The organism is Mycoplasma sp. AC157 (assembly GCF_054343415.1).
Map to the genome: position 1 here is coordinate 1 of NZ_JBTGVE010000017.1, position 19904 is coordinate 19904.

19 protein-coding genes and 1 other RNA gene are annotated in these 19904 nt (G+C 24.6%); 7 read left to right on the forward strand and 13 right to left on the reverse strand.

Annotation, left to right across the window (positions count from 1 at the left end; genetic code table 4):
• Positions 1–197 precede the first annotated feature (197 nt).
• Positions 198–1952, forward strand: coding sequence for a ribonuclease J (locus tag ACXX84_RS03020; protein ID WP_458572886.1), 1755 nt, complete (start codon positions 198–200; stop codon positions 1950–1952).
• Positions 1953–1983: 31 nt separating this feature from the next.
• Here ACXX84_RS03020 and ACXX84_RS03025 read toward each other — a convergent pair whose 3' ends face one another.
• The 3 genes from ACXX84_RS03025 to ACXX84_RS03035 are packed head-to-tail and all read right to left on the reverse strand — an operon-like array spanning position 1984 to position 3346.
• The gene (locus tag ACXX84_RS03025; RefSeq protein ID WP_436358756.1) at positions 1984–2370 is read right to left on the reverse strand and encodes a hypothetical protein; all 387 of its coding nucleotides are present in this window, start codon (positions 2368–2370) and stop codon (positions 1984–1986) included.
• 2 nt (positions 2371–2372) lie between these two features.
• Positions 2373–2855, reverse strand: coding sequence for a DUF4231 domain-containing protein (locus ACXX84_RS03030; protein WP_458572887.1), 483 nt, complete (start codon positions 2853–2855; stop codon positions 2373–2375).
• Complete coding sequence (locus ACXX84_RS03035; RefSeq protein ID WP_436358754.1) at positions 2855–3346, reverse strand: hypothetical protein; 492 nt, start codon at positions 3344–3346, stop codon at positions 2855–2857. The genes ACXX84_RS03030 and ACXX84_RS03035 overlap by 1 nt, the downstream gene beginning before the upstream one ends.
• 99 nt (positions 3347–3445) lie before the next feature.
• Here ACXX84_RS03035 and ACXX84_RS03040 point away from each other — a divergent pair, with 99 nt between their 5' ends.
• Positions 3446–4549 (forward strand): AEC family transporter, encoded by a 1104-nt coding sequence (locus ACXX84_RS03040; RefSeq protein WP_436358753.1) that lies wholly within the window; start codon positions 3446–3448, stop codon positions 4547–4549.
• Positions 4549–5547 carry an NAD(P)-dependent oxidoreductase gene (locus tag ACXX84_RS03045; RefSeq protein ID WP_458572888.1) on the forward strand — a complete coding sequence of 333 codons (999 nt, stop codon included), beginning with the start codon at positions 4549–4551 and terminating at the stop codon, positions 5545–5547. The genes ACXX84_RS03040 and ACXX84_RS03045 overlap by 1 nt, the downstream gene beginning before the upstream one ends.
• Before the next feature lie 34 nt (positions 5548–5581).
• On the opposite strand, the gene ACXX84_RS03050 is transcribed toward ACXX84_RS03045, so the two are convergent.
• From ACXX84_RS03050 to ACXX84_RS03060, 3 genes are all read right to left on the reverse strand, one after another.
• Positions 5582–6502 (reverse strand): hypothetical protein, encoded by a 921-nt coding sequence (locus ACXX84_RS03050; RefSeq protein ID WP_458572889.1) that lies wholly within the window; start codon positions 6500–6502, stop codon positions 5582–5584.
• 466 nt (positions 6503–6968) lie between these two features.
• A complete protein-coding gene (locus ACXX84_RS03055; protein ID WP_458560527.1) occupies positions 6969–7679 on the reverse strand; it encodes a hypothetical protein in 711 nt (236 codons plus the stop codon).
• Between the two features lie 228 nt (positions 7680–7907).
• Positions 7908–8918 carry a TMEM164 family acyltransferase gene (locus ACXX84_RS03060; RefSeq protein WP_458572890.1) on the reverse strand — a complete coding sequence of 337 codons (1011 nt, stop codon included), beginning with the start codon at positions 8916–8918 and terminating at the stop codon, positions 7908–7910.
• 75 nt (positions 8919–8993) lie between these two features.
• Between ACXX84_RS03060 and ffs the strand changes: the two genes are divergently transcribed.
• Positions 8994–9090, forward strand: an RNA gene (ffs, locus tag ACXX84_RS03065) — signal recognition particle sRNA small type.
• Here the strand turns inward: ffs and ACXX84_RS03070 are convergent.
• The 7 genes from ACXX84_RS03070 to dnaA all read right to left on the reverse strand — a co-directional run bounded on the left by ACXX84_RS03070 (position 9088) and on the right by dnaA (position 17528).
• The gene (locus ACXX84_RS03070) at positions 9088–10446 is read right to left on the reverse strand and encodes an aldehyde dehydrogenase family protein (protein WP_458572891.1); all 1359 of its coding nucleotides are present in this window, start codon (positions 10444–10446) and stop codon (positions 9088–9090) included. The genes ffs and ACXX84_RS03070 overlap by 3 nt on opposite strands.
• The gene (locus ACXX84_RS03075) at positions 10440–12347 is read right to left on the reverse strand and encodes a M13-type metalloendopeptidase (RefSeq protein ID WP_458572892.1); all 1908 of its coding nucleotides are present in this window, start codon (positions 12345–12347) and stop codon (positions 10440–10442) included. The genes ACXX84_RS03070 and ACXX84_RS03075 overlap by 7 nt, the downstream gene beginning before the upstream one ends.
• A gap of 15 nt (positions 12348–12362) precedes the next feature.
• On the reverse strand, positions 12363–12797 hold the full coding sequence (locus ACXX84_RS03080) for a 23S rRNA (pseudouridine(1915)-N(3))-methyltransferase RlmH (RefSeq protein ID WP_458560523.1): 435 nt from the start codon (positions 12795–12797) through the stop codon (positions 12363–12365).
• Positions 12797–14614, reverse strand: a complete 1818-nt coding sequence (gene mnmG / locus ACXX84_RS03085) for a tRNA uridine-5-carboxymethylaminomethyl(34) synthesis enzyme MnmG (RefSeq protein ID WP_458572893.1) — start codon at positions 14612–14614, stop codon at positions 12797–12799. Before mnmG ends, ACXX84_RS03080 begins: the two co-directional genes overlap by 1 nt.
• A gap of 61 nt (positions 14615–14675) precedes the next feature.
• Positions 14676–14885 (reverse strand): RNA-binding S4 domain-containing protein, encoded by a 210-nt coding sequence (locus tag ACXX84_RS03090; RefSeq protein WP_436358739.1) that lies wholly within the window; start codon positions 14883–14885, stop codon positions 14676–14678.
• An 11-nt stretch (positions 14886–14896) separates the two neighbouring features.
• Positions 14897–15997 carry a DNA polymerase III subunit beta family protein gene (locus tag ACXX84_RS03095; RefSeq protein WP_458560521.1) on the reverse strand — a complete coding sequence of 367 codons (1101 nt, stop codon included), beginning with the start codon at positions 15995–15997 and terminating at the stop codon, positions 14897–14899.
• Positions 15998–16130: 133 nt separating this feature from the next.
• A complete protein-coding gene (dnaA, locus tag ACXX84_RS03100) occupies positions 16131–17528 on the reverse strand; it encodes a chromosomal replication initiator protein DnaA (protein ID WP_436358737.1) in 1398 nt (465 codons plus the stop codon).
• A gap of 293 nt (positions 17529–17821) precedes the next feature.
• Here dnaA and rpmH point away from each other — a divergent pair, with 293 nt between their 5' ends.
• The 3 genes from rpmH to ACXX84_RS03115 all read left to right on the forward strand — a co-directional run.
• Positions 17822–17971: a 50S ribosomal protein L34 gene (gene rpmH / locus ACXX84_RS03105; protein WP_436358736.1), complete on the forward strand. Its 150-nt coding sequence runs from the start codon at positions 17822–17824 to the stop codon at positions 17969–17971.
• A 2-nt stretch (positions 17972–17973) separates the two neighbouring features.
• Positions 17974–18306, forward strand: a complete 333-nt coding sequence (gene rnpA, locus ACXX84_RS03110; protein WP_436358735.1) for a ribonuclease P protein component — start codon at positions 17974–17976, stop codon at positions 18304–18306.
• On the forward strand, positions 18293–19904 hold a 1612-nt coding region (locus tag ACXX84_RS03115), incomplete at its 3' end, for a YidC/Oxa1 family membrane protein insertase (RefSeq protein ID WP_458572894.1). The genes rnpA and ACXX84_RS03115, both read left to right, overlap by 14 nt.

Genomic DNA, 19904 nt, shown 5'->3' on the forward strand with positions numbered 1-19904 from the left:
CATTAAATTAACACATATTTATAAAAAGTGACATTTTATATCTGTAATTACAAAATTTGTCAAGATTTTTTTTAATTTTTTGTATAAATTTACAAAATTTAAAAATTAATTATAAAAAATTTTTTTTATTGTAAAATTTAAACAATTAATTAAATTTCTTTTTTTATTTTAACTTAAATTAATATATTAGGAGACATATGAAACCAACAAAATTATTTGCATTAGGTGGAATGCAAGAAATAGGTAAATCTACCCTTATAATAGAGCACGAAAATGACATAGTAATAATTGATGCAGGTATTAAATTTGCCGATACCTTTGCTACTGGAATTAAAGGAATAATTCCTGATTACTCTTATTTAAAAGAAAATCAGCACAAAATTAGAGGTTTATTTATAACTCACGGACACGAAGATCACATTGGTGGTGTTACTTATCTACTACAAGAAGTTCATATTCCTAAAATTTTTGCACCAAGAATTGCTATTCAATATTTAAAAGCTAAATTTGAAGATAGAGGTATTAGAAAAAAAGTAGAGTATGTAGAAATTGAAAGAGATGCTGTTCATACTTTCAATACACTAGAAGTAGATTTTTGAACTGCTCAACATTCAATTCCTGATGCTTTTGGAATAAGAGTTAAATCTCCAAATGGTTCCATTATGTGTACCGGAGACTTTAGATTTGACTATACACCCATTGGAAATCTAACCGATTTTAGCAAACTAGAACAAATAGGTAAAGAAGATTTAAGTGTGCTTCTTTCCGACTCTACAAATGCAATGAGACCTTTTCATTCACCAAGTGAAAAAGATATCTTAAAAGATATAGAAGCTCATATGTTAGATGCTAAAAAGAAAATAATAATTACTGCTTTTGCTTCTAACTTAACCAGAGTTAAAGTTATTATTGAACTTGCTGCTAAACTTGGTAAAAAAGTTGTAACTTTTGGAAGATCAATGGTAAATGGAGTACAAATAGGAAGAAAAATGGGATATATTGATGCTCCTAATGATGTTTTTATTGATAAGAAAAACATTTCAAAATACCAAGATAACGAACTTGTTATTTTAACCACAGGTTCACAAGGTGAACAGATGGCAGCTTTAACTAGAATGTCACTAGGAAAACATCCTCAAATAACCCTAAAACACGGGGATATGATCATTTTTTCTTCTTCTCCAATCCCTGGAAACAGAATCAAAATTGAATTATTAGTTAATAAACTATATAAAACAGGTGCTATTATTAAAGAAAATGGGGTTGATGGTTATCTCCATACTTCAGGTCATGCTTATAAAGAAGAACACGAAAAAATCTTTAGATTAACCAAACCAACATACTTTGTTCCTTACCATGGAGAATTTAGGATGTCAGTAGTTCATGGACAAACTGCCATTGAAAACGGAGTAAATCCTAATAATGTAATAATTCCAAGAATAGGTGAAGTATTACATTTAATAAACAAAAAACTCGTAACTACAAAGGAATTTATTAATCCAGGACCAATTTTTATTGATGGAGATGTGGTTTCCAAAGTTAATGTTTCTTTAATGAAAGAAAGAGTTGCTTTAGGTGAAAATGGTTTTGTTTATATTGCTATTGCAATAGATAGAAATAAAAACATTATAGTAGGAAAACCAAGAGTAGTTTCTAGAGGTTGCTTCTATGTTAAAACATCAACCGATTTTGTTGAAGAAATCAAGAGATTAGTTCATGGAGCTGTTTTATTTACAATCAAAAATAAAGAAGATTGAACAGTTCCTGAATTAAGACAGTTAATAAAAGATCGTTTAATTCCTTTCTTTTATAAAGAAAAAAGAAGAAATCCTATAATTATTTCTTCCTTCTTATTTACAGATGATAAGAAAAATCCTTTAGAAGGATTTGAAAGGCAAAAAGAAACAGAAGAAGATAATGAATTTGTTGATGAAGACGATTTAGATGAATAGAAAAATAACACTTTCTCAAGTGTTATTTTCTTTATTCTTCAATATCTATTTGTGCCAGTTCAACAACTAATTCATCTTTTGAAATTGTTAATGAATCATTTTTTAAATCTTGTTCAATTTGTTCTAAATATAAAGCTTTTTGCTTATTTGTTTCTCTTTTTTTAGAAAAAGCAAATAGTGTGGCTGCCGCTGTTAAAAATGCCATTATTGTAGTTATGATTGAAATGGTTACAAATAATCAAACTGCTGTTAAATTTGGGTTTTTAGCAATAGCATAAGCAGATAACAATCCATTAAATGCACTCATTAAAATTAAAGCAATACTTACAATTAAGAAAGTTCATTTGGATCTTAAATACTTAGTAGTTAAACTTTTCATACTTTTTTTAGTTCTGTTTATTTCATTTGAATAATCCATAATTATTCTTCTCCTTCGTTAAGTGAATATTTATTACCAAGTATTTCAGAAACTCTATCAAAAAATAATAAATCTTTATTTTTTGCTTCTGCATATTTTCCTTCATTTGCTTCAAAAAGAACTCTTTCTAAATAAATTAAATTATTAACTTTTTGGTTTCTTATTCATTTTTTCTTTACAACAAATAAAGCTAATAATCCATTTAAAATAGCTAAAGAAATTCCTATTCACAATGTGAAAATTGGTCATTGATCTACTATTTTTCCATCAACTTCTGAAGTGAATAAAAGGGCAAATCCTTTAAATTCTTCTAATCTAGAAGAAGCTAGTTTTGCAACTCCCATTAAACCAGAAAAGAAAGTAAATAATAATGAAAATAGAGCAGCTACTCAAAAAATTATTTTATAAATTTTTGCTTTTATATTAGTTTTTAAAGTTATATAATCAATAAATTCTTTTGTAGAATCAAATAATTTTACATTCATTATTTTCCACCTCCTAAAATAAATTTCTTGATTAATTGCCCTTTTGAAACTTGTTTTTTAGCTAAAAAATCTTTTTCAATTTGATTAAATTCTTTATCAAATTGTTCTTTTGAATAATTTTCATCTTCTCTTAATTTATATGTTATATATGTTATTTTTCTCATTGCTTGTTTATAATCTTTAAATTTCATTACTTCTCTATAAATAGATAAAAATAAATTAAATAAAAAGGTTAGAACGATAAAGGAAGCAAGTACAATTGTTAAACCTAATTCATCAAAAAATGATTTTCTTGTTTCTGCTGGGATAGAATTATAACGATTTACTTCTATAACAATAACTGTTATCGCAATTGCAATAATAGTTAAATTTAAAATTATTAAAGCTCATTTAATAAAATTATCTAAAATAGAAGAATATTTTGCTTCTTTTGCTAATTTTCTTTTTTTGCTTTCTACATATTCAAGCAATTGAATATTAATATTTTTCATTTTTCCTCCGACGGCACATATTATACTTTATTTTTTAAAAATAAAATAGTAAAATATATATGAGTTTTAAACTCAAATTAGGAGAAATTTTTTATAAATATGGATCAATTTATCAAAACAGTGAGTAACCAATCCCTATGGGGAGCAATAATTGCTTCTATCGGGATTATTACAATAGGTTACTTATTCGCAAAATTTAAAATTTTAAAACAAGAAGGTAAAGGAATTATAAATCAAATTGTTTTATTAATTGCTTTACCTGCTCTTGCACTAAACGGTTTTATGAAAACCATTACAATTAAAAGTTTAATTGAACAAGCTGTAATTCTTGGAGTCGCTTTTGCTTTTTACATAGTGTTGTGTATCATAGCACTAGTTTGAGTTAAATTTGTAAAAGTTCCCAAATTATCCAAATCTAAAGTTGTCAAAACTTTAGGTGGCGAAAATGTTACAGAATCAAGAGCTTTAGTTATTTGAATGATGTTAATTTTTGGTTCAACAACATTCTTTGGACTACCTATTATTCAAGCAGTTTATGACAAAAATGGGGTTTTAGCAGCCAACATCTGAAACATTCCATACAGAATTTTCCTTTATTCTCTATGTTTTATGTTGATGTCTGGTCTTAAATTCAATAAAGCAAACTTTTCAAAATCAATTAAAACCGCTTTATTAAATCCAATTGTTATCGCTACATTTATTGGTTTAATTTTATGATTAAGTCAATTAATTCCTGGTGGTACTTGAAATGTAGTAGATAAAAACGGTAACAAAACAGGAGTTATACTAGGGTGATTTGAATTAAGTAAAACTCTTCCTGCGTTACACAAAATAATTCAAACTCTTTCTGGTTTAGCTTCACCATTAATTTGAATAACAATTGGTATGACTATTGCTACAGTTCCTTTGAAAAACGCAATACAAGATATATGAGTTTGAATATTTGTAGCAATTAAATTAATAGCAATACCATCACTAGTTCTATTAATAATGTTACCTTTAAAATATACAGGAGTAGTTACTAGTCATGTTGCAAGTTCAATGGTTATTTTTGCTGCAGTTCCACCTTCAACAGTTGTTATTGCTTATTCAATGAAATATAAAATGCATGAAACTTATTCAGCACAATGTTCTGCTTTAGCAACTCTTTGTGCTATTGTAATGATGCCTGTTTGAATAGTTGTTTTAGGATTGGTATTTTAATGGCAAATATAAAAGTTATTTGTTTTGGAGTAAGAGAAGTGGAAAAAAAAATTTTCCACAAATTCAATAAATACAATTATGAATTAGAACTTCGTTCTGACTCATTAAATGAAAATACTGTTGATAGTGTTAAAGGTTTTGATGCAGTTATCACAAGAGCAAGCGATAAAGTTAATGCTGCTGTTGTAGAAAAAATTCATTCTTTTGGTATTAAATACATTTTAGCTAGAATTGTGGGTACAGATCATATGGATTTAGAGAAAATGAAAGAACTAGGAATCAAATCAGCAAGAGTTCCTTCATATTCTCCAACAGCTATTTCAGAATTAGCATTTTCACTTGGTGTAATGTTAAATAGAAAAAGTCTTCACTTTGCTCACAAAGGTTATAATAACGATTTTACTGTTGATCCTTTTGGTTTTGCAAGAGAATTTAAAAACACCACAGTAGGAATTATCGGAACAGGAAAAATCGGATATTGAACTGCTCACTTTTTTAAATCAATAGGTACAACAGTTCTAGGATTTGATCCTTTTCCAAATGACAAAGCAAAAGAAGTGCTTGAATACACAAATTTAGACGACTTATTAGCAAAATCAGATATTATTTCATTTCACATCCCTTATATTAAAGGTCAAAATGATAAAATGATAAATAAAGATTTTATTTCCAAAATGAAAGATAATGCTATTTTAATTAATACAGCTCGTGGTCAAATTCAAGATGAAAATGCTTTATTATGAGCTCTAGAAACTAACAAATTAAGTGCTATTGCTACAGATGTATTTAACAACGAAGGTGAAATTTTCTTTAAAAAACATCAAAAAGAACTTCCAAATGAAACAGTTCAAAAATTAATGACTTACTATCCAAGATTTGTTGCAACTCCACACATAGGTTCATATACAGATGAAGCAGTTGCAAATATGGTTGAACAATCTTTTGATAACTTAAACGAATTTTTAACTACTGGAGATTGTAAAAATAAAGTTTGCTAAAAACAAAAAGTTAACAATGATTTGTTAACTTTTTTTATTCTTTGCTTATAAATAACCTTATTATCCTATACATAAGTCATAAGTTATCTAAATATTTTGTTTCTTTTAGATAAAGATTTTCTTTTAAATTAGAAGGTGATATTAGTTGTGCTTTTGCTTGAATTATTTCTTTATCAGAAATTAAAGCGTCTTCTGACACAAAATCTATTAAATTAATTTTGTCTACCATTTTTTTATAATTATTTTTGTTTAAATATAAAGAATTAATGAGTAAACAAAGTAAAATATGAAATTTTAAGGTTTTAAAATTATTAATTTTTTGAATATCTATTTTATCAACAAATAGTTCTTTAGTATTTGCTAAAAGTATTTCAATATCTTTATATTTATAAATTTTATCTTTTTCTATTTCTATACAAAAATCCTTTATTTTCCCTTTCAAATCGTAATTTTTATCATCAGAAATTAAAGTGATACTTTTTATTATAAAAAAATCATCGAAGTATAATTCTAAACCTTTTTCACCTATAAAAATTACTTTATCTAAATCTAAATTAGATTCTATAAAATTTAGATTTTTTCTGTTTTTAATAAATTTAAAGCAATTAATTACTGAACCAATCCTCAAAGAAAATAAATTTATTAAAAATATTAAAGCAAAACAAATTAAATCACTTCTATTTTCATAATAAAAATATAATAGTCCAAAAATCATTACTCTTCTTAGTGCTGCAAATAAAAAGAATATGGAAAATATAAAACAAAATACAATAACATATATAACTACTTCTTTGTGTGGTACTTCATTAAATTTGATTATATAAAATACAGATAAAAATAAGGTTAAAATGAAAATAAAAGAATCTATGAAAATAAAGAAAAATAATTTAAATCTCGAACTTAAATAAGTTAATTTTTCAACTTCATTTTTTAAACTAAAGAAGTTTGTCTTCATAATTTCCCCTCAATCTTTTTCAATTAAAATTCATTATAAAAAACATTTTTACTTTATTTGTATAGTCATTATAATCTATTTCTTTATTTTTTAAAATCTGTATTTTAATGGTTAAAATTAAAATGTATTTTATTAGTATTCACAATATAAAAGGAAAAAATAAAATTGGAAATAAATAAAAAAGAAGTGAAGTAATTATGCCGCTTGCAACTAACTTATTATAAATTTCAGTCCTAAAAATTAAATCTATTATAAGTAAAATTAAAGGAAATATAAGGATTAAAAAATTAAAGCTTAAAAAGAATATAAGCCTAAAAAATGAATAATCATTATTTATTCATTTTAGTGTTTTTTTAATTTCGTTGTTGTTCATAATCCTCCTTTTTTTTCATAATATATGTAAATATATTATATCACTTTTAAAAAAAAAAAAATACCTTTTTATATAGGTATTCTCTTTATAAAATTAATTTTTGTTTTTTGAAAAATACAAATTTAGTGTGTATCATAATGTTATTTTATAAAAATCTTTTTCTTTTCTGTTTATATAGTTTTTATCTTTAAAAATATATGTATTGTTTCCAAATAAATAAATAACAAAACAAGAAAAATAAATATTAATTAAGGAATTAAATAATTCAGCATCAGTCATTTTTTCTTTTTTAATTAACTCAATTTGTTTATTTAATCTTTTTATTATAAAATCTTTTCTACTTTTGTTTTTTCTATAAAAAGTTAAGTTTTTGTATTTTTCTAAGTCTTTATTTTGTTCTCAAAAATTAATTAATTCTTGGATTGGATTTTCTGTTTTTTCTTTGCTTTTTGTTTTTTTAGAAAGTTTTATCTTATAAATAACAAAAATTAATATGAAGAAAATTATAAACAAAATACTAAAAATAATCGATAAGATTCAATATACATTATTGCTTTCTTGATTGTAAGATTCAATTGTAGACATTACTATAAAAAATATAAAAAAGGAAATATTAATAATGATTTCTCAAATATCTATAAATTCAATCGAACTATTTGTATTTTTTGTATTTTTTTGCACTTCTCAAATTCTTTTGTCTATTTTTTCTAAAAAAGTTTTTTGTTTATAAGACACAAAGAAAAATAATGAATTTAATAATGAAAAAAGCATAAATGCTAATAATGTTAATAAAAATGATTTCATAATTAAAATAATAGAGATAAAATTGATGTTATTGATAATACAGCATTAAAAGCTGCAGAAAATCCATATGTTGATGCAGAAATGCTTGTACCACTAGCAATTAAAATTGGTTTTAATATATTAGAAAAGATTTGTCCTAAGGTATAAATGGATGTTTGTTTCTATAACTATAAACTTTATGATTTTTTTTCTCTATTCTATTCATTTCTCTCCTTAAAAGAATAAATTTTATTTAGTTTCTTTTTTCATTATTTTTTTAAAGAAAGTTCAATCTTGTTGTTCTTGGAAAACTTCTCTTGGTTTTCTAAATTTAATTTTAGGATTTTTATTTTTTTCATTAAAATTATCAAATTCTATAGAAGATAACAATACATAAATAAAGTATGCTAAATAAGTAAGTAAAGGAACTAAAACTGATAAAGTTACTATATTTAAAGGTCATCTTGTTAGTTTTCCCAAAGTCCCTATTCCAGTTCTACCAAGGTATAACCAATTAGGATCTAATGCTATTTTTAATTTAGGGTTGTCTATTTTTTGTAAAATTTCATACATTATTCAAGAAACAAAAAATATTACTATTCCTAAAATTAACATCATTACAAGTCCTTGTGTTATTACTGTAATGTTTATTTTTGCTTTTTTGCCATATGCAATATGTGTTAGAACTGGGATAAAAATTACAAATCCATGAGTTAATATAAAATCTCAGTAAGCATAAGTGTCATATCCAGAGTCAAACCCCGCTCTTTCATATTCTATTGTCCCTGGTTGGAAAGAATTATAAATTCTGTCTTGATTAATAAATTCGGGAACAGGTCCTAAATTTACAAATAAAAATCCTACTATTCCACCTAAAAAAGCTAATATACTAATATATTTAATATTGTGTGCCTTTTTGAAAAGGAAAATAAATCCAAAATAAACTATATAAAATCTACATAAATGTAAAGGAATTAATTCTCATTTTCAAGGATAATCGCGAACCAAAAATAAAATTATTCTAAAAATATTAAATATTATTACAAAAGCACCTATCACCATAAATAATTGATCTTTGTTTAAATTTTTTAAATATTTTTTGTCTGGGTTTGAATTGAAATGGTTATATATTTTTGATTTATAAATTCAAACAAAAGTAGTTGCTAAAAGAATTAATGCAAAAATTGAATAAAATAAAATCTTAGACTCTGCAAATGTAACTACATTTCTTCTTCAATTAAAAAAATCTAAAAATTGCATTTTTTCTCCTTTCAAATTTTTGTATATAAATTATAATACTATTTTTTGTTTTTAAAATCAAATATTAATATATAATATAAATGCCATTAAAACAAAAACCTTGTAACCTGGTCAGGACAGAAATGTAGCAGCCACATCGAGAAGTGTTGTGTTTAGTGGTTTTTTTATTTTACTTAAAAATCTTTTTCAGTAAAGAAAACTTTTTGTTATTAAAAGGTTTTTTTACCAAACTTAAAGGTTTAAATACAAATTTATTTATAAAAAAAGATTTTTGATGGCTAAAAGATTTAAAACCGCTATATCCCCTGTATTTCCCTAGTCCTGAATTTCCAATGCCACCAAAAGGTAAATATGAATTTGCCACATGTTCTGTTGTGTTATTTATAATGATTGCTCCTGCTTGTAATTTTTTTATTTTATTAATAATTGATTTTTGTTTACTAAAAAGATAAAGAGCAAGTGGTTTTTGTTGTCTTTTAACAATATCAATTGCTTCTTCAATAGTTTCAAAAGAAATAACAGGCAAAATTGGTCCAAAAATTTCTTCTTGCATTATCGCATCATTTAATGATGCTTTATAAATAAAAGGTTCTATTATTTTCATTTCATGATTAGTTTTTAACTCGGTTGAAATAACTAATTTCAATAGTCTATTATAATGTTTTTCACTAATGATTTTAGGTTCATTTTCGAGGTTATTTTTTAGTTGATTTTGTACATATTCTCTGTATTTTTGTATAAATTCATCTTCTATTTTTTTATCTATTAAAACATAATCATGAGTTGTACATGTTTGCCCTGAATTTAATGATTTACCATAATAAATTTTTTCAACAACTTTATCTAAATTTACATCAGAACAAATTATAGTTGGTGATTTACCACCTAATTCTAAAATAGTTGGAGTCAAAAATTTGGAAGTTTTTTCTAAAACAATTTTTCCTACATTTGTTGATCCAGTAAAGAATACTAGATCAAACTTTTGATCTAAAAGAAAATTAGATGTTTCTAAAGAAGAATCAGCACAATAAATGATTTTATGATCAAAATTTTCATTAAAAAATTTCATTAATCATTTAGATGAATATTCTGAAAATTCAGAAGGTTTTAATATTACCCTATTTCCTGCGCCAATAGCATTTATAATAGGTACAATAGAAAGCATAATCGGATAATTTCAAGGGCTAATAATCAAAGTTTGTCCATATGCTTCATATTTATAACTTGATTTAGATGGAAATAAATAAAAAGGTGTTTTTACTTTTTTAGAACGAGCTCATTTTTTTATATTTTTTACATATAGATCTATTTCTTTATAGATTAAAGCAATTTCGGAAACAAAGGATTCTACTTTATCTTTGTTTAAATCTTCTTTTAACGCTTTAAAAATTTCTTCTTCTTTTTCTTGAATAAATCTTTTAATTTTCTTTAAAATTTCAATTCTATCTTTAATACTTAAAGGACCAAAATAAAAAAAATCTTCCCTTTGTAAGTGATAGATTTTTTCTAATTCTTTTTGATTTATCAAATTTTTACCCTTTTTTCTTTTGGTATAAACATTTTATCGGATGAAGAAATTTCATAAGTTTCTAAAAATAAATCATTATTTCCTAAAATAACATTAGCACGTACTTTTCCTGGTGAGTGAACATCTGATTCCAATTGTCTTTTTGCTGCACCTTCTTTTAAAATAATTCTTCAACTTGTTGCTCAGCTTTCAAAAAAGTTTTTGGCATCAAAATCTTTTTCTTGTTTTGCCGCTTCTAAAGCGCAGTCAAAACCACCTAAATCTGCAATGTTTTCAGAAACAGTCAACTCTCCATTAACTGGTCCAAAGTCTGTTTCCACTTTATCAAATAAATTAATGGTTGCTTGTGTTCTTTTTGCAAATTCTTCTCTATCTTTATCAGTTCATCAATTGTTTAATTTTCCTTTTTCATCAAATTGAGCACCGTGATTATCAAAACCATGAGAAATTTCATGAGCTATTACACAACCAATAGAACCATAATTATAAGATGATGGTCTATTTAAATTATAAAAAGGATCTGCTAAAATAGCTGCAGGGAAAACTATTTGATTTTTTAATGGATTGTAATATGCATTAACTGTTGCAGGAGACATTGATCAATATCTTTTATCTTCTGTTTTGCCAAATAAAGACAATGCATATTCAACTAAATATTTATTAAATTTAAGTGCGTTTTCAAATAAATTTCCACCTTCTTCATAAGTTTTAACTTTAAATTTTGAATAATATGGTCTAATCACTTCTGGAAAACCAATCATAACTTGAATAGTAGATAATTTAGTTAATGCTTTTTGAATAGTTTCTTTACTCAATCAAGTATTATTATTTAATCTCATTTTATAAACATTAATCATATTAGAAACCATATGTTCAATATTTTCTTTTGCTTTTTTACCAAAGTAATTTTCAGCATAATACATACCTAAAGGCATTCCAAAATATTCATTTGCCATATCAAAAGCAAAATTTTCTAAGTTTCTATAAGTTTCAATAGAATAAACTTTTCTACCAAATTCCCCAGCTTTAATTCTAATTTCTTCACTTAAAAATTTAGTTGTTTGTAACAAGTTTCTTATAAATAAAAATGATTTATAAAATTCAAAATTTTCATTGCTAAAGATTTTGTCAAAATTTTCATAAAGTCTTATATTTGAAACAGAAACTGCTTCCACATTTTGTGAAACTAAACTTTCTAATAAATCAGAAATAATAAACTGTTTGGTATATGAATTATATTCTTCTTTTGATTTTAGATTATATAAAGCAACATAATTAGCTTGTTCTATTGATGAAAGAATATAATCTTTATAAATGTCATCAAATTTAATAGCATTTGATATTAATTTATTTGCTTCTTCTTCTGTTTTACCATAGTCTTTTAATAAAAATAAAACCATTTCTTTTCAAGTGTTTAATAATTTTTCTGACTCTTCTTTGTTTGAATAACTTTCTTTGTTTGGCAAGATTGTTTTAAAATCTCCAAATCAAAAAATTCTTTTTTCATTATCAATAAAATCTTCGTATAAATCTTTTTCTAAAGGTAAAAACCCGTATAAAAGTCAAAATTCTTTATCTTGTGAAAATAAATCTTTAAAGGATTTTAAACTTTCTAATTTAGTTAAATATTGTTTAACCGGTTCTCAACCAAGTTCTTTTCTTTTACTTTCATTCATTAACATCGAAAAATACTTAACATATTCCAACATCATTGAATTTTCATTTAAAGAACTTGTATCTTTAAGTCATTTTTTTGTTAAATCTTTTAAAAGTTTTTCTAAGTTTAAATCAAGTTCAGAAAAAACACTAATACTTGATTTATCTTCTGGTATTTTTGTGTTTTCTAATCATACTTTATTTATGTGACTGAAAAAGTCATCTTTTAATAATGTTTTTTTCATTTTTCCTCTTTCTTTTTATTTGTGGTATTTTATATTGTTTTTTATAGCAAATGCTCTATAAATTTGTTCAACAAGTAACACTCTAAATAACTGATGTGGGAATGTTAGTAAAGAAAAATTTATTTTTTGAGCATCTATTTTATCTTCAATAACCCCGTTAGAACCACCAATTATAAAAGTTATATTACTTTTATCAATTAAATTGGAAAATTCAAAAGAATCCATTTGTTTTCCTTTTAAAGAGCAAAGGAAAACTGTTGAGTTTTTTGGAATTAATTCCAATATTTTATTTGTTTCTTTTTCCTTTTTTATTTCTATATTTTCTTCTTGTAATTCCTTTATTTCTATTACTTCTATTTTTGAAAAAAAACTTATTTTTTTCTCATATTCTTGGAACAAGGTTAAATAATTTTTTTGAAGTTTTCCTACTGCAATAATAGTTATTTTCACTATTTATTTCTCATCTTTATATAGAACATTAACATTTGAATATCTGCTGGATTAATACCACTAATTCTTGATGCTTGTCCTATAGTGGTTGGTTTGATTTTAATTAATTTATCTCTTGCTTCATTTGCTAAATTATCAACTTTTTTATAGTCTATATCAGCTGGTATTTTTAATTTTTCAAGTTTTAACATTTTTTCTGCATCATGCACTTGTTTTTGTATATAACCATCCAATCTTGATAATACAACAAGTTCATAAGCAAATTTAAAGTTTTTTAATATTTCAAGATAATCTACATCAGGTCTTGAAACTAGTTGAAATAAAGATTGTCCATTAATTGCGTTGTATTTAATTGCTAAATCACTTTTTGAAGATACAAAAGTGTTTTTTAATTCTTCAATTTTTAACTCTATTTGTTTGTATTTATCAATAACTAAATTATACCCTTCTTTGCTTATCATATTAGCTTTTAAAGCATAATCTTTCATTCTTCAATCGGCATTATCGTTTCTTAATAATAACCTGTATTCTGCTCTTGAAGTTAACATTCTATATGGTTCGTTAGTTCCTTTTGTAACTAAGTCATCAATTAAAACCCCAATATAACCATCACTTCTGAGAATTTCAATTGGTTCTTCTTGTTTTAAATATTGAGATGCGTTTATTCCTGCTATTAATCCTTGTCCAGCTGCTTCTTCATAACCACTTGTTCCATTTATTTGACCACCAAAAAATAAACCATTAATATTTTTACTTTCAAGTGATTTTTTTAATTGTAAAGGATTTATGGCATCATATTCTATCGCATAAGCTCATTTAGCTACTCTTGCATTTTCTAAACCAGGAATCGATTTAACCATTTCTTTTTGCACTTCAATAGGCATTGAAGTTGATAAACCATTTATATACATCAAATCACCTTTGGCAGTTTCTGGTTCAAAAAATATTTGATGTCTTTCTTTGTCTTTAAAACGAACTATTTTGTCTTCTACAGAAGGACAATACCTTGGTCCAACTCCATCAATAAGACCAGAATACATACTTGATTTATTTAAGTTATTCAAAATGATTTCGTGTGTTTTTGGGGTTGTATATGTTAAAAAACAATGAATTTGCTTTTCGAGAACTACTTCATTTTTAAAACTAAAATGAAGGTTGTTATTTTCTAAAATTTCTTCTTCTATTTTAGAAAAATCTATGGAATCGGTTCAAATTCTAGGTGGCGTTCCCGTTTTTAATCTAATAAGTTCAAATCCGTTATTTTTTAAAAACATTGAAAGTTTATTACTTGTTCTTTGTCCATCTGGACCACTTTTTTGAATTTCATCTCCTCTTAAAATTCTCGAGTCCATATAAGTTCCTGTTGTTAATACTACAGCATTAGCATAACAAACATTCCCTTTTTCCGTTTTAACTCCTTTTACCAAGTTGTTTTCAAGAATCAATTCTTCAACAATATCTTCTAAAATATCGATATTTTCTCTTTGTTCAATATCTTCTAATATTACTTTTGAATATTTGTCTTTATCAATTTGAGCTCTCATCGCTCTTACTGCCGGTCCTTTTGATTCATTTAACATCTTAATTTGAATCATTGCTTTGTCAGCAAAAATACCTTGCACTCCACCAAGTGCATCTATTTCTCTTGTTATAATCCCTTTAGCAGGACCACCAATTGATGGATTACATGGCATTGAAGCTAGTTTATTTTTATCTAAAGTTACTAGCAAAACTTTAAAGTTTTGTTTTGCTAAAGCGTATGTGGCTTCAATACCTGCATGACCGCCACCAACTACTATTGCATCATATTTATTCATATTTTTATATTTTAAATTATTTAAGCAAATAAAAAAGAAGATTTTTTATTTTTTCTTCTTTTTATGCACTTACAATATGAAATAATTCATCATTTACTCAAACGATGTCTCCAACCTTAATTTTTGAACCTCTAGTTACTTCGCTATTGTCATTGATTTTAACTTGGTTAGTTGCTAAAAACTCTTTTGCTGCACCACCAGAATCAATAAAGTTCATTTTTTTTAATAGTTGGCTTAATTTTATAAATTCTCCTGTTATTTCTACTTTCATTTTTTTCCTTTCTATGTAGTTCCTATTAATTGTTTATTATTTTTATTAGAAGGTGAAACTATATAAACTTTTCTTATTTTTTTATCTACAAAAATATAAATCAAACCTTCATAAACTGAAATAGCATCTTTTAAATATCTATGATTTATAGAAAAGTTTAATTCACTATTAGAACTTTCAAACTTCATTTCTTTAGTTTTTACAGAAATAAACCCGGTTTCTTCTTTGTTTCCACTCATAGTAAATTCTTCTTGGTTTACACTAACATTTAATTTGAAATATTGATCATTGGATAAAATAGAAGCTTTAGATATTAACTCACTAAGTTCTTTTTTATCGATTTCAATTTTATAAACTAAATCATCTATATTTGGGAAAACATTAGAAATATCTTTATAAGGAAAATCAATAACTTTACATTGTATTTTTGTATTTTCAATAATGGTTTCTATTTTATTGTCTTCAACATAAATTTCTAATTGCCCTTCATAATCATTAGGGATAAAATTTTTTAAATTTCTAGCTATTATAGAAATATCGAATTCAATATGAGATTCAATAGGAAGTATTTCTGTTGATATTCTATATCTATCTGTTGCTGAAATTCTTAAATTACCATCCATAGCATTTATATTGATACAATCTAAAATAACTTCAGAACTATCGATTGTAGCAGCAAAACTAGTATCCTTAATTGCTTTTTTAAAGTCTTTTGAATGAATTGATATTTTTTGACCTGATAAATCGAATCTAATGTTTGGGAAATCTTCATCATTTTGGATATTAATTTTGTATAAATCATCTTTGTTTTTAATAGTTAAATTAGTATCTTCGATTTTAAATTCTAAAATTCCTTCAGTTTTTTTAATTATATTTTTTAACATTGAATAATTTATTAAAAAAGAACCTAATTCATTTATATTTTTTATGTTTTCAGAAGAAATATGTCCAATTATAGAAATTTCTCCATCTGAACCATATAAATATAATCCTTCTTGTCTTAATTCAATTTTAACACTTCTTAAAGAAGGGATAAAATTTAAAGTATTTATAGAAACACCAATTCTTTCAAATTCTTTTTCAAAATATTTTTTTTCAATTGTAAAATTCATTTTATTTTTCCTTTTATATTTTATTATTTTATATTTATTTTATTTTATTTTCTAATATATTATTATTAGCAATGTTAGTTTTAGTTAGTTTTATCTTTTTAACCTAAAAATAGGCAAAAAAGATGTTGATTAATTAAGAAACAGTTTTTACTTTGTTTGTTAATGAATTAACTGCATTTTTAAGTTCATGGGACGTTTCTATATCTTTTTCTATTTTTTTATAAGAAGCCATAATCGTTGAGTGATCTTTGCCACCTAAATAGATACCAATTCTTTCATAACTAAAGGAAAGCAGTTCTCTAATTAGGTAAATTATCATCGATCTAGCAATAACAATTTCTCTTTTTCTTGATTTACTTCTTACTTCTTCTTCTTTTACTCTGTAATATAAACAAACGCTTTCAATTATTCTATCGTGTGTTATTTCCCTTTCGAAATGAACGGTTTCGTGGAAAATATTATTAAGAAGGTTTTCATTGAAAGTTAAATCTTTTGGTGAGTTTTTTACAGAAAATTTAATTTGATTTAAAGCCCCTTCGATTTCTCTTATGGAGTGATAAAAATTTCTTGTTAAAAAGCTTAAAGCTTTGTTGTCTCATTTGTTCAAATCAAAGTTTTCTTGTTCGATTTTAAATTTTAAAATCTTGAGTAAATCTTCATTATTAGGTTTTTTTATTTCTAAAGTTAAACCACTTTGAAATCTTGTTATAAACCTATCTTCGAATCCACCTAAAAGTTCTGGTTTTTTATCAGAACAAATGATAATTTGCTTTTTATTATTTTTTAAATTATTAATAATATTGAATAAAAATTCTAGAGTTTTTACTCTTGAACCAAGCATTTGAACATCGTCTATTAAAAAGATATCAACACTTTCTAAAAAAGAAGAAAAATTGTTTATTTTTTCTATATCTTTTTCTTTTAATATTAAAGAAATTTGGTTAGTAAAGGCATCTGGGTTTAGAAAATAAGATTTAAGTCCTATTTCTTTTGCTGCGTTTCCTAAAGCGTTTAGAAAGTGGGTTTTTCCTAATCCTGATTTTGAGTGGATGAATATAGGAGTAAATTCTACTTTTTTAGTTTTTAACAAATTATCAGCTATTTTTATTAAATCTTCGTTAAATTTACCTGTTACTAAATTTTTAAATGTTAAATCTGGTAATAAATTATCTTTAAAATCTATGTTAGTGACAAAATTGTTAATATCTTTTGTGTTATTGTTGATAACTTGTTTTTCTTTTTCTTTATTCACAATAGTGTTTTCAAGAATGATTTCCACAGCTTTTTCACTTTTTAAAGTTTTAACAATAGCAGATGTTAAAAAACTCAAATAATTTTCTTTAATATCTTTAATAATCACATTGTTTTTAGCAATAAAAACCGCAGAAAACTCATTAATTTCTTTTAGTTTTAACTTAGAAAAATATGTGGAAAAAATAATAGAGTCATTAATCTCTTTTTCAATTTCTTTTAATATTTTTTTATTTGTTTTTAACAAATTTTCTTCATAGTTATTAACAATATTAGACATAGTTATTAAATAATAAAATAAAAAAATAAAAAATGTTAAAAAATAAAAAATAATTTTATAAATAATTTTAGAAATAACAAGATTGCCACATTTTTAAAACCTAAATAAAGGCAAAAAAAATATGATTTAACATATAAAATAATAAAAAAATTTCTTTTTTTCTTTTACAAAAAAAGTTGTGAAAAAAAGTTTTTTTATTTCCTTTTTAATCTTTATTTTGTTATAATTTTAATATTTAATTAAAATACATAAAAAATGTATCTTTTTATTTAAAAAAACTTTAAGGAGAGCATATGAAAAGAACTTATCAACCAAATAAAAGAAAACATGCTAAAACACATGGATTCAGAGCAAGAATGTCAACAGTTGGTGGAAGAAAAGTTTTAGCTTCAAGAAGAGCTAAAGGAAGAATGAGATTAACTGTTTCAGATTCAAATAAATAATTATGAAAAAAGAAAATAGACTTAAGAAAAATTGAGAATTTCAAGAAGTAATAAGTTTAAAACAACAAATTATCACAAAAAACTTAATTTTATATTATAAAAAACATAAAAATTTTCAAATTGGTATTTCTGTTCCAAAAAAATTTGCAATTGCTGTAGAAAGAAATTTTTTTAGACGTCAAATTAAAGCGATAATTTCAAATAAAGTGAATTTTATTGATTTACCTTTTCAAAATGTTTTAATATTAAGAAAAAGTTTTTTATCTTTACCTTTTTTAGAAAAAGAAAAGGAAGTAATAAAAATATATGAGAGGTTAAGAAGTGGAAAAGAATAAGCAAAAACCAAAATCTTATGACTTCTTCACCGGTAATAATAATTCTGAAAAGAAAAATATTTGAAGAAAAATTTGAAAATGATTTAAAGTTTTAATTTATATATTTATTTTCGGAGTTACTTTAACTGGTTGTATTCAATCATTCGCAATTAAAACTTCATCACATGCAGGGTCTGGGGTGGAATTCTATAATTCAAAAGAAGGAATTGCTCCAAATGCTGTAGTTTTTGAAAAACAAACCAATAAAGAAGGAAAAGAAGTTTTAAATATCAAAAAAAATAACGACAACTTTTACGTTTCTAACCAAGATAAGGAAAGAAAAGATGTTATTGAAGCTTTAAAAAAACAAGCTGAAGGTAGTTATGGACAATGAGGTAATTACAATACTTTAATAGTTTATCAAAGTGATAAACCAGTTGAAGGGCAAAGTAGTTATCAATATCCAAAGGGAGATAATGGAGAATTATTATACTTCAATTCCACAACTGAAAACTACAATCAAAAATTTAATGATTGAAAAGAAATAAAATTATTAAGAGAGTTTAAGGATAATATAAAATTAACTCACAATGCAAAATATGTAAATGAAAAAGATCCTTTTATTTATTCATATTTTGAAACGGTTAAAGATTATATTGTTCCAAATGAAGATTTTATAGAAAATAATAATAAATTTGCAAGAGATGTAATTCATTATTTAAATAATCAACTTGTAAATTTTGACAAATATAATAATAACAAATTAGAAAACGCTATTAAAGAAATAGAAGAAAAAGGTACTGGTGCTTCTGAACAATCAATATCATTAGTTAATGATTATTCAGCAAACTTGCGTGAAATTTTAAAAGCAACACATTATACAAAGATTGGTGATGGAATTGTTGCTTTTGAACCAGGAACTGCAAAAAATGCATCAGATTTATTATCATATAAAGGGGCAGAACCTCAAAAAATAATTGTTACTTGAGGTGATGCTTGACAACTCGGTCCTTTCTATGGGTTATTTATCTGACCGATGTCTAAATTAATGGCTGCTCTATTGGATTCTATGTCATTAGAAGGACTTCAAGGATGACCTGCTATTATCACTATAATAATTGCTGTTATTCTTACTAAATTACTTTCATTTGCATTTAGATTTAAAACTTTATTTAGTCAATCTAAACAACAAGAAGTGCAAGCTAAAAAAGCAAAAATTGATGCTAAATATGCACCTCATAAAGGTAATAAGCAAATGGAAGCAAGACAAAGACAAGAGATTGCAGAATTATATAAAAAGAATAATATAAGTCCTGCTGCTCAATTCCAAGCGTTACTTATAACAATGCCTATATTTGTTGCGATGTGAAGAATATTACAAGGATTACCGGGTATTAAAGCAACAACGTGATTAGGAATAAACCTTGCATCGACTTCTTATCAAGAATTATTTGCAGGACAATGGATTTACTTACCAATCCTTTTATTTACTGTTATAATTCAATTATTCCAACAGATTCTACCAAGAATTTTAAACAAAAAACAAAACAAACGACTTATCAATGCAGCAGAGTCGCAAGCGTTGAAAAAACAGCAAAAAACTCAAAATTACACTATGA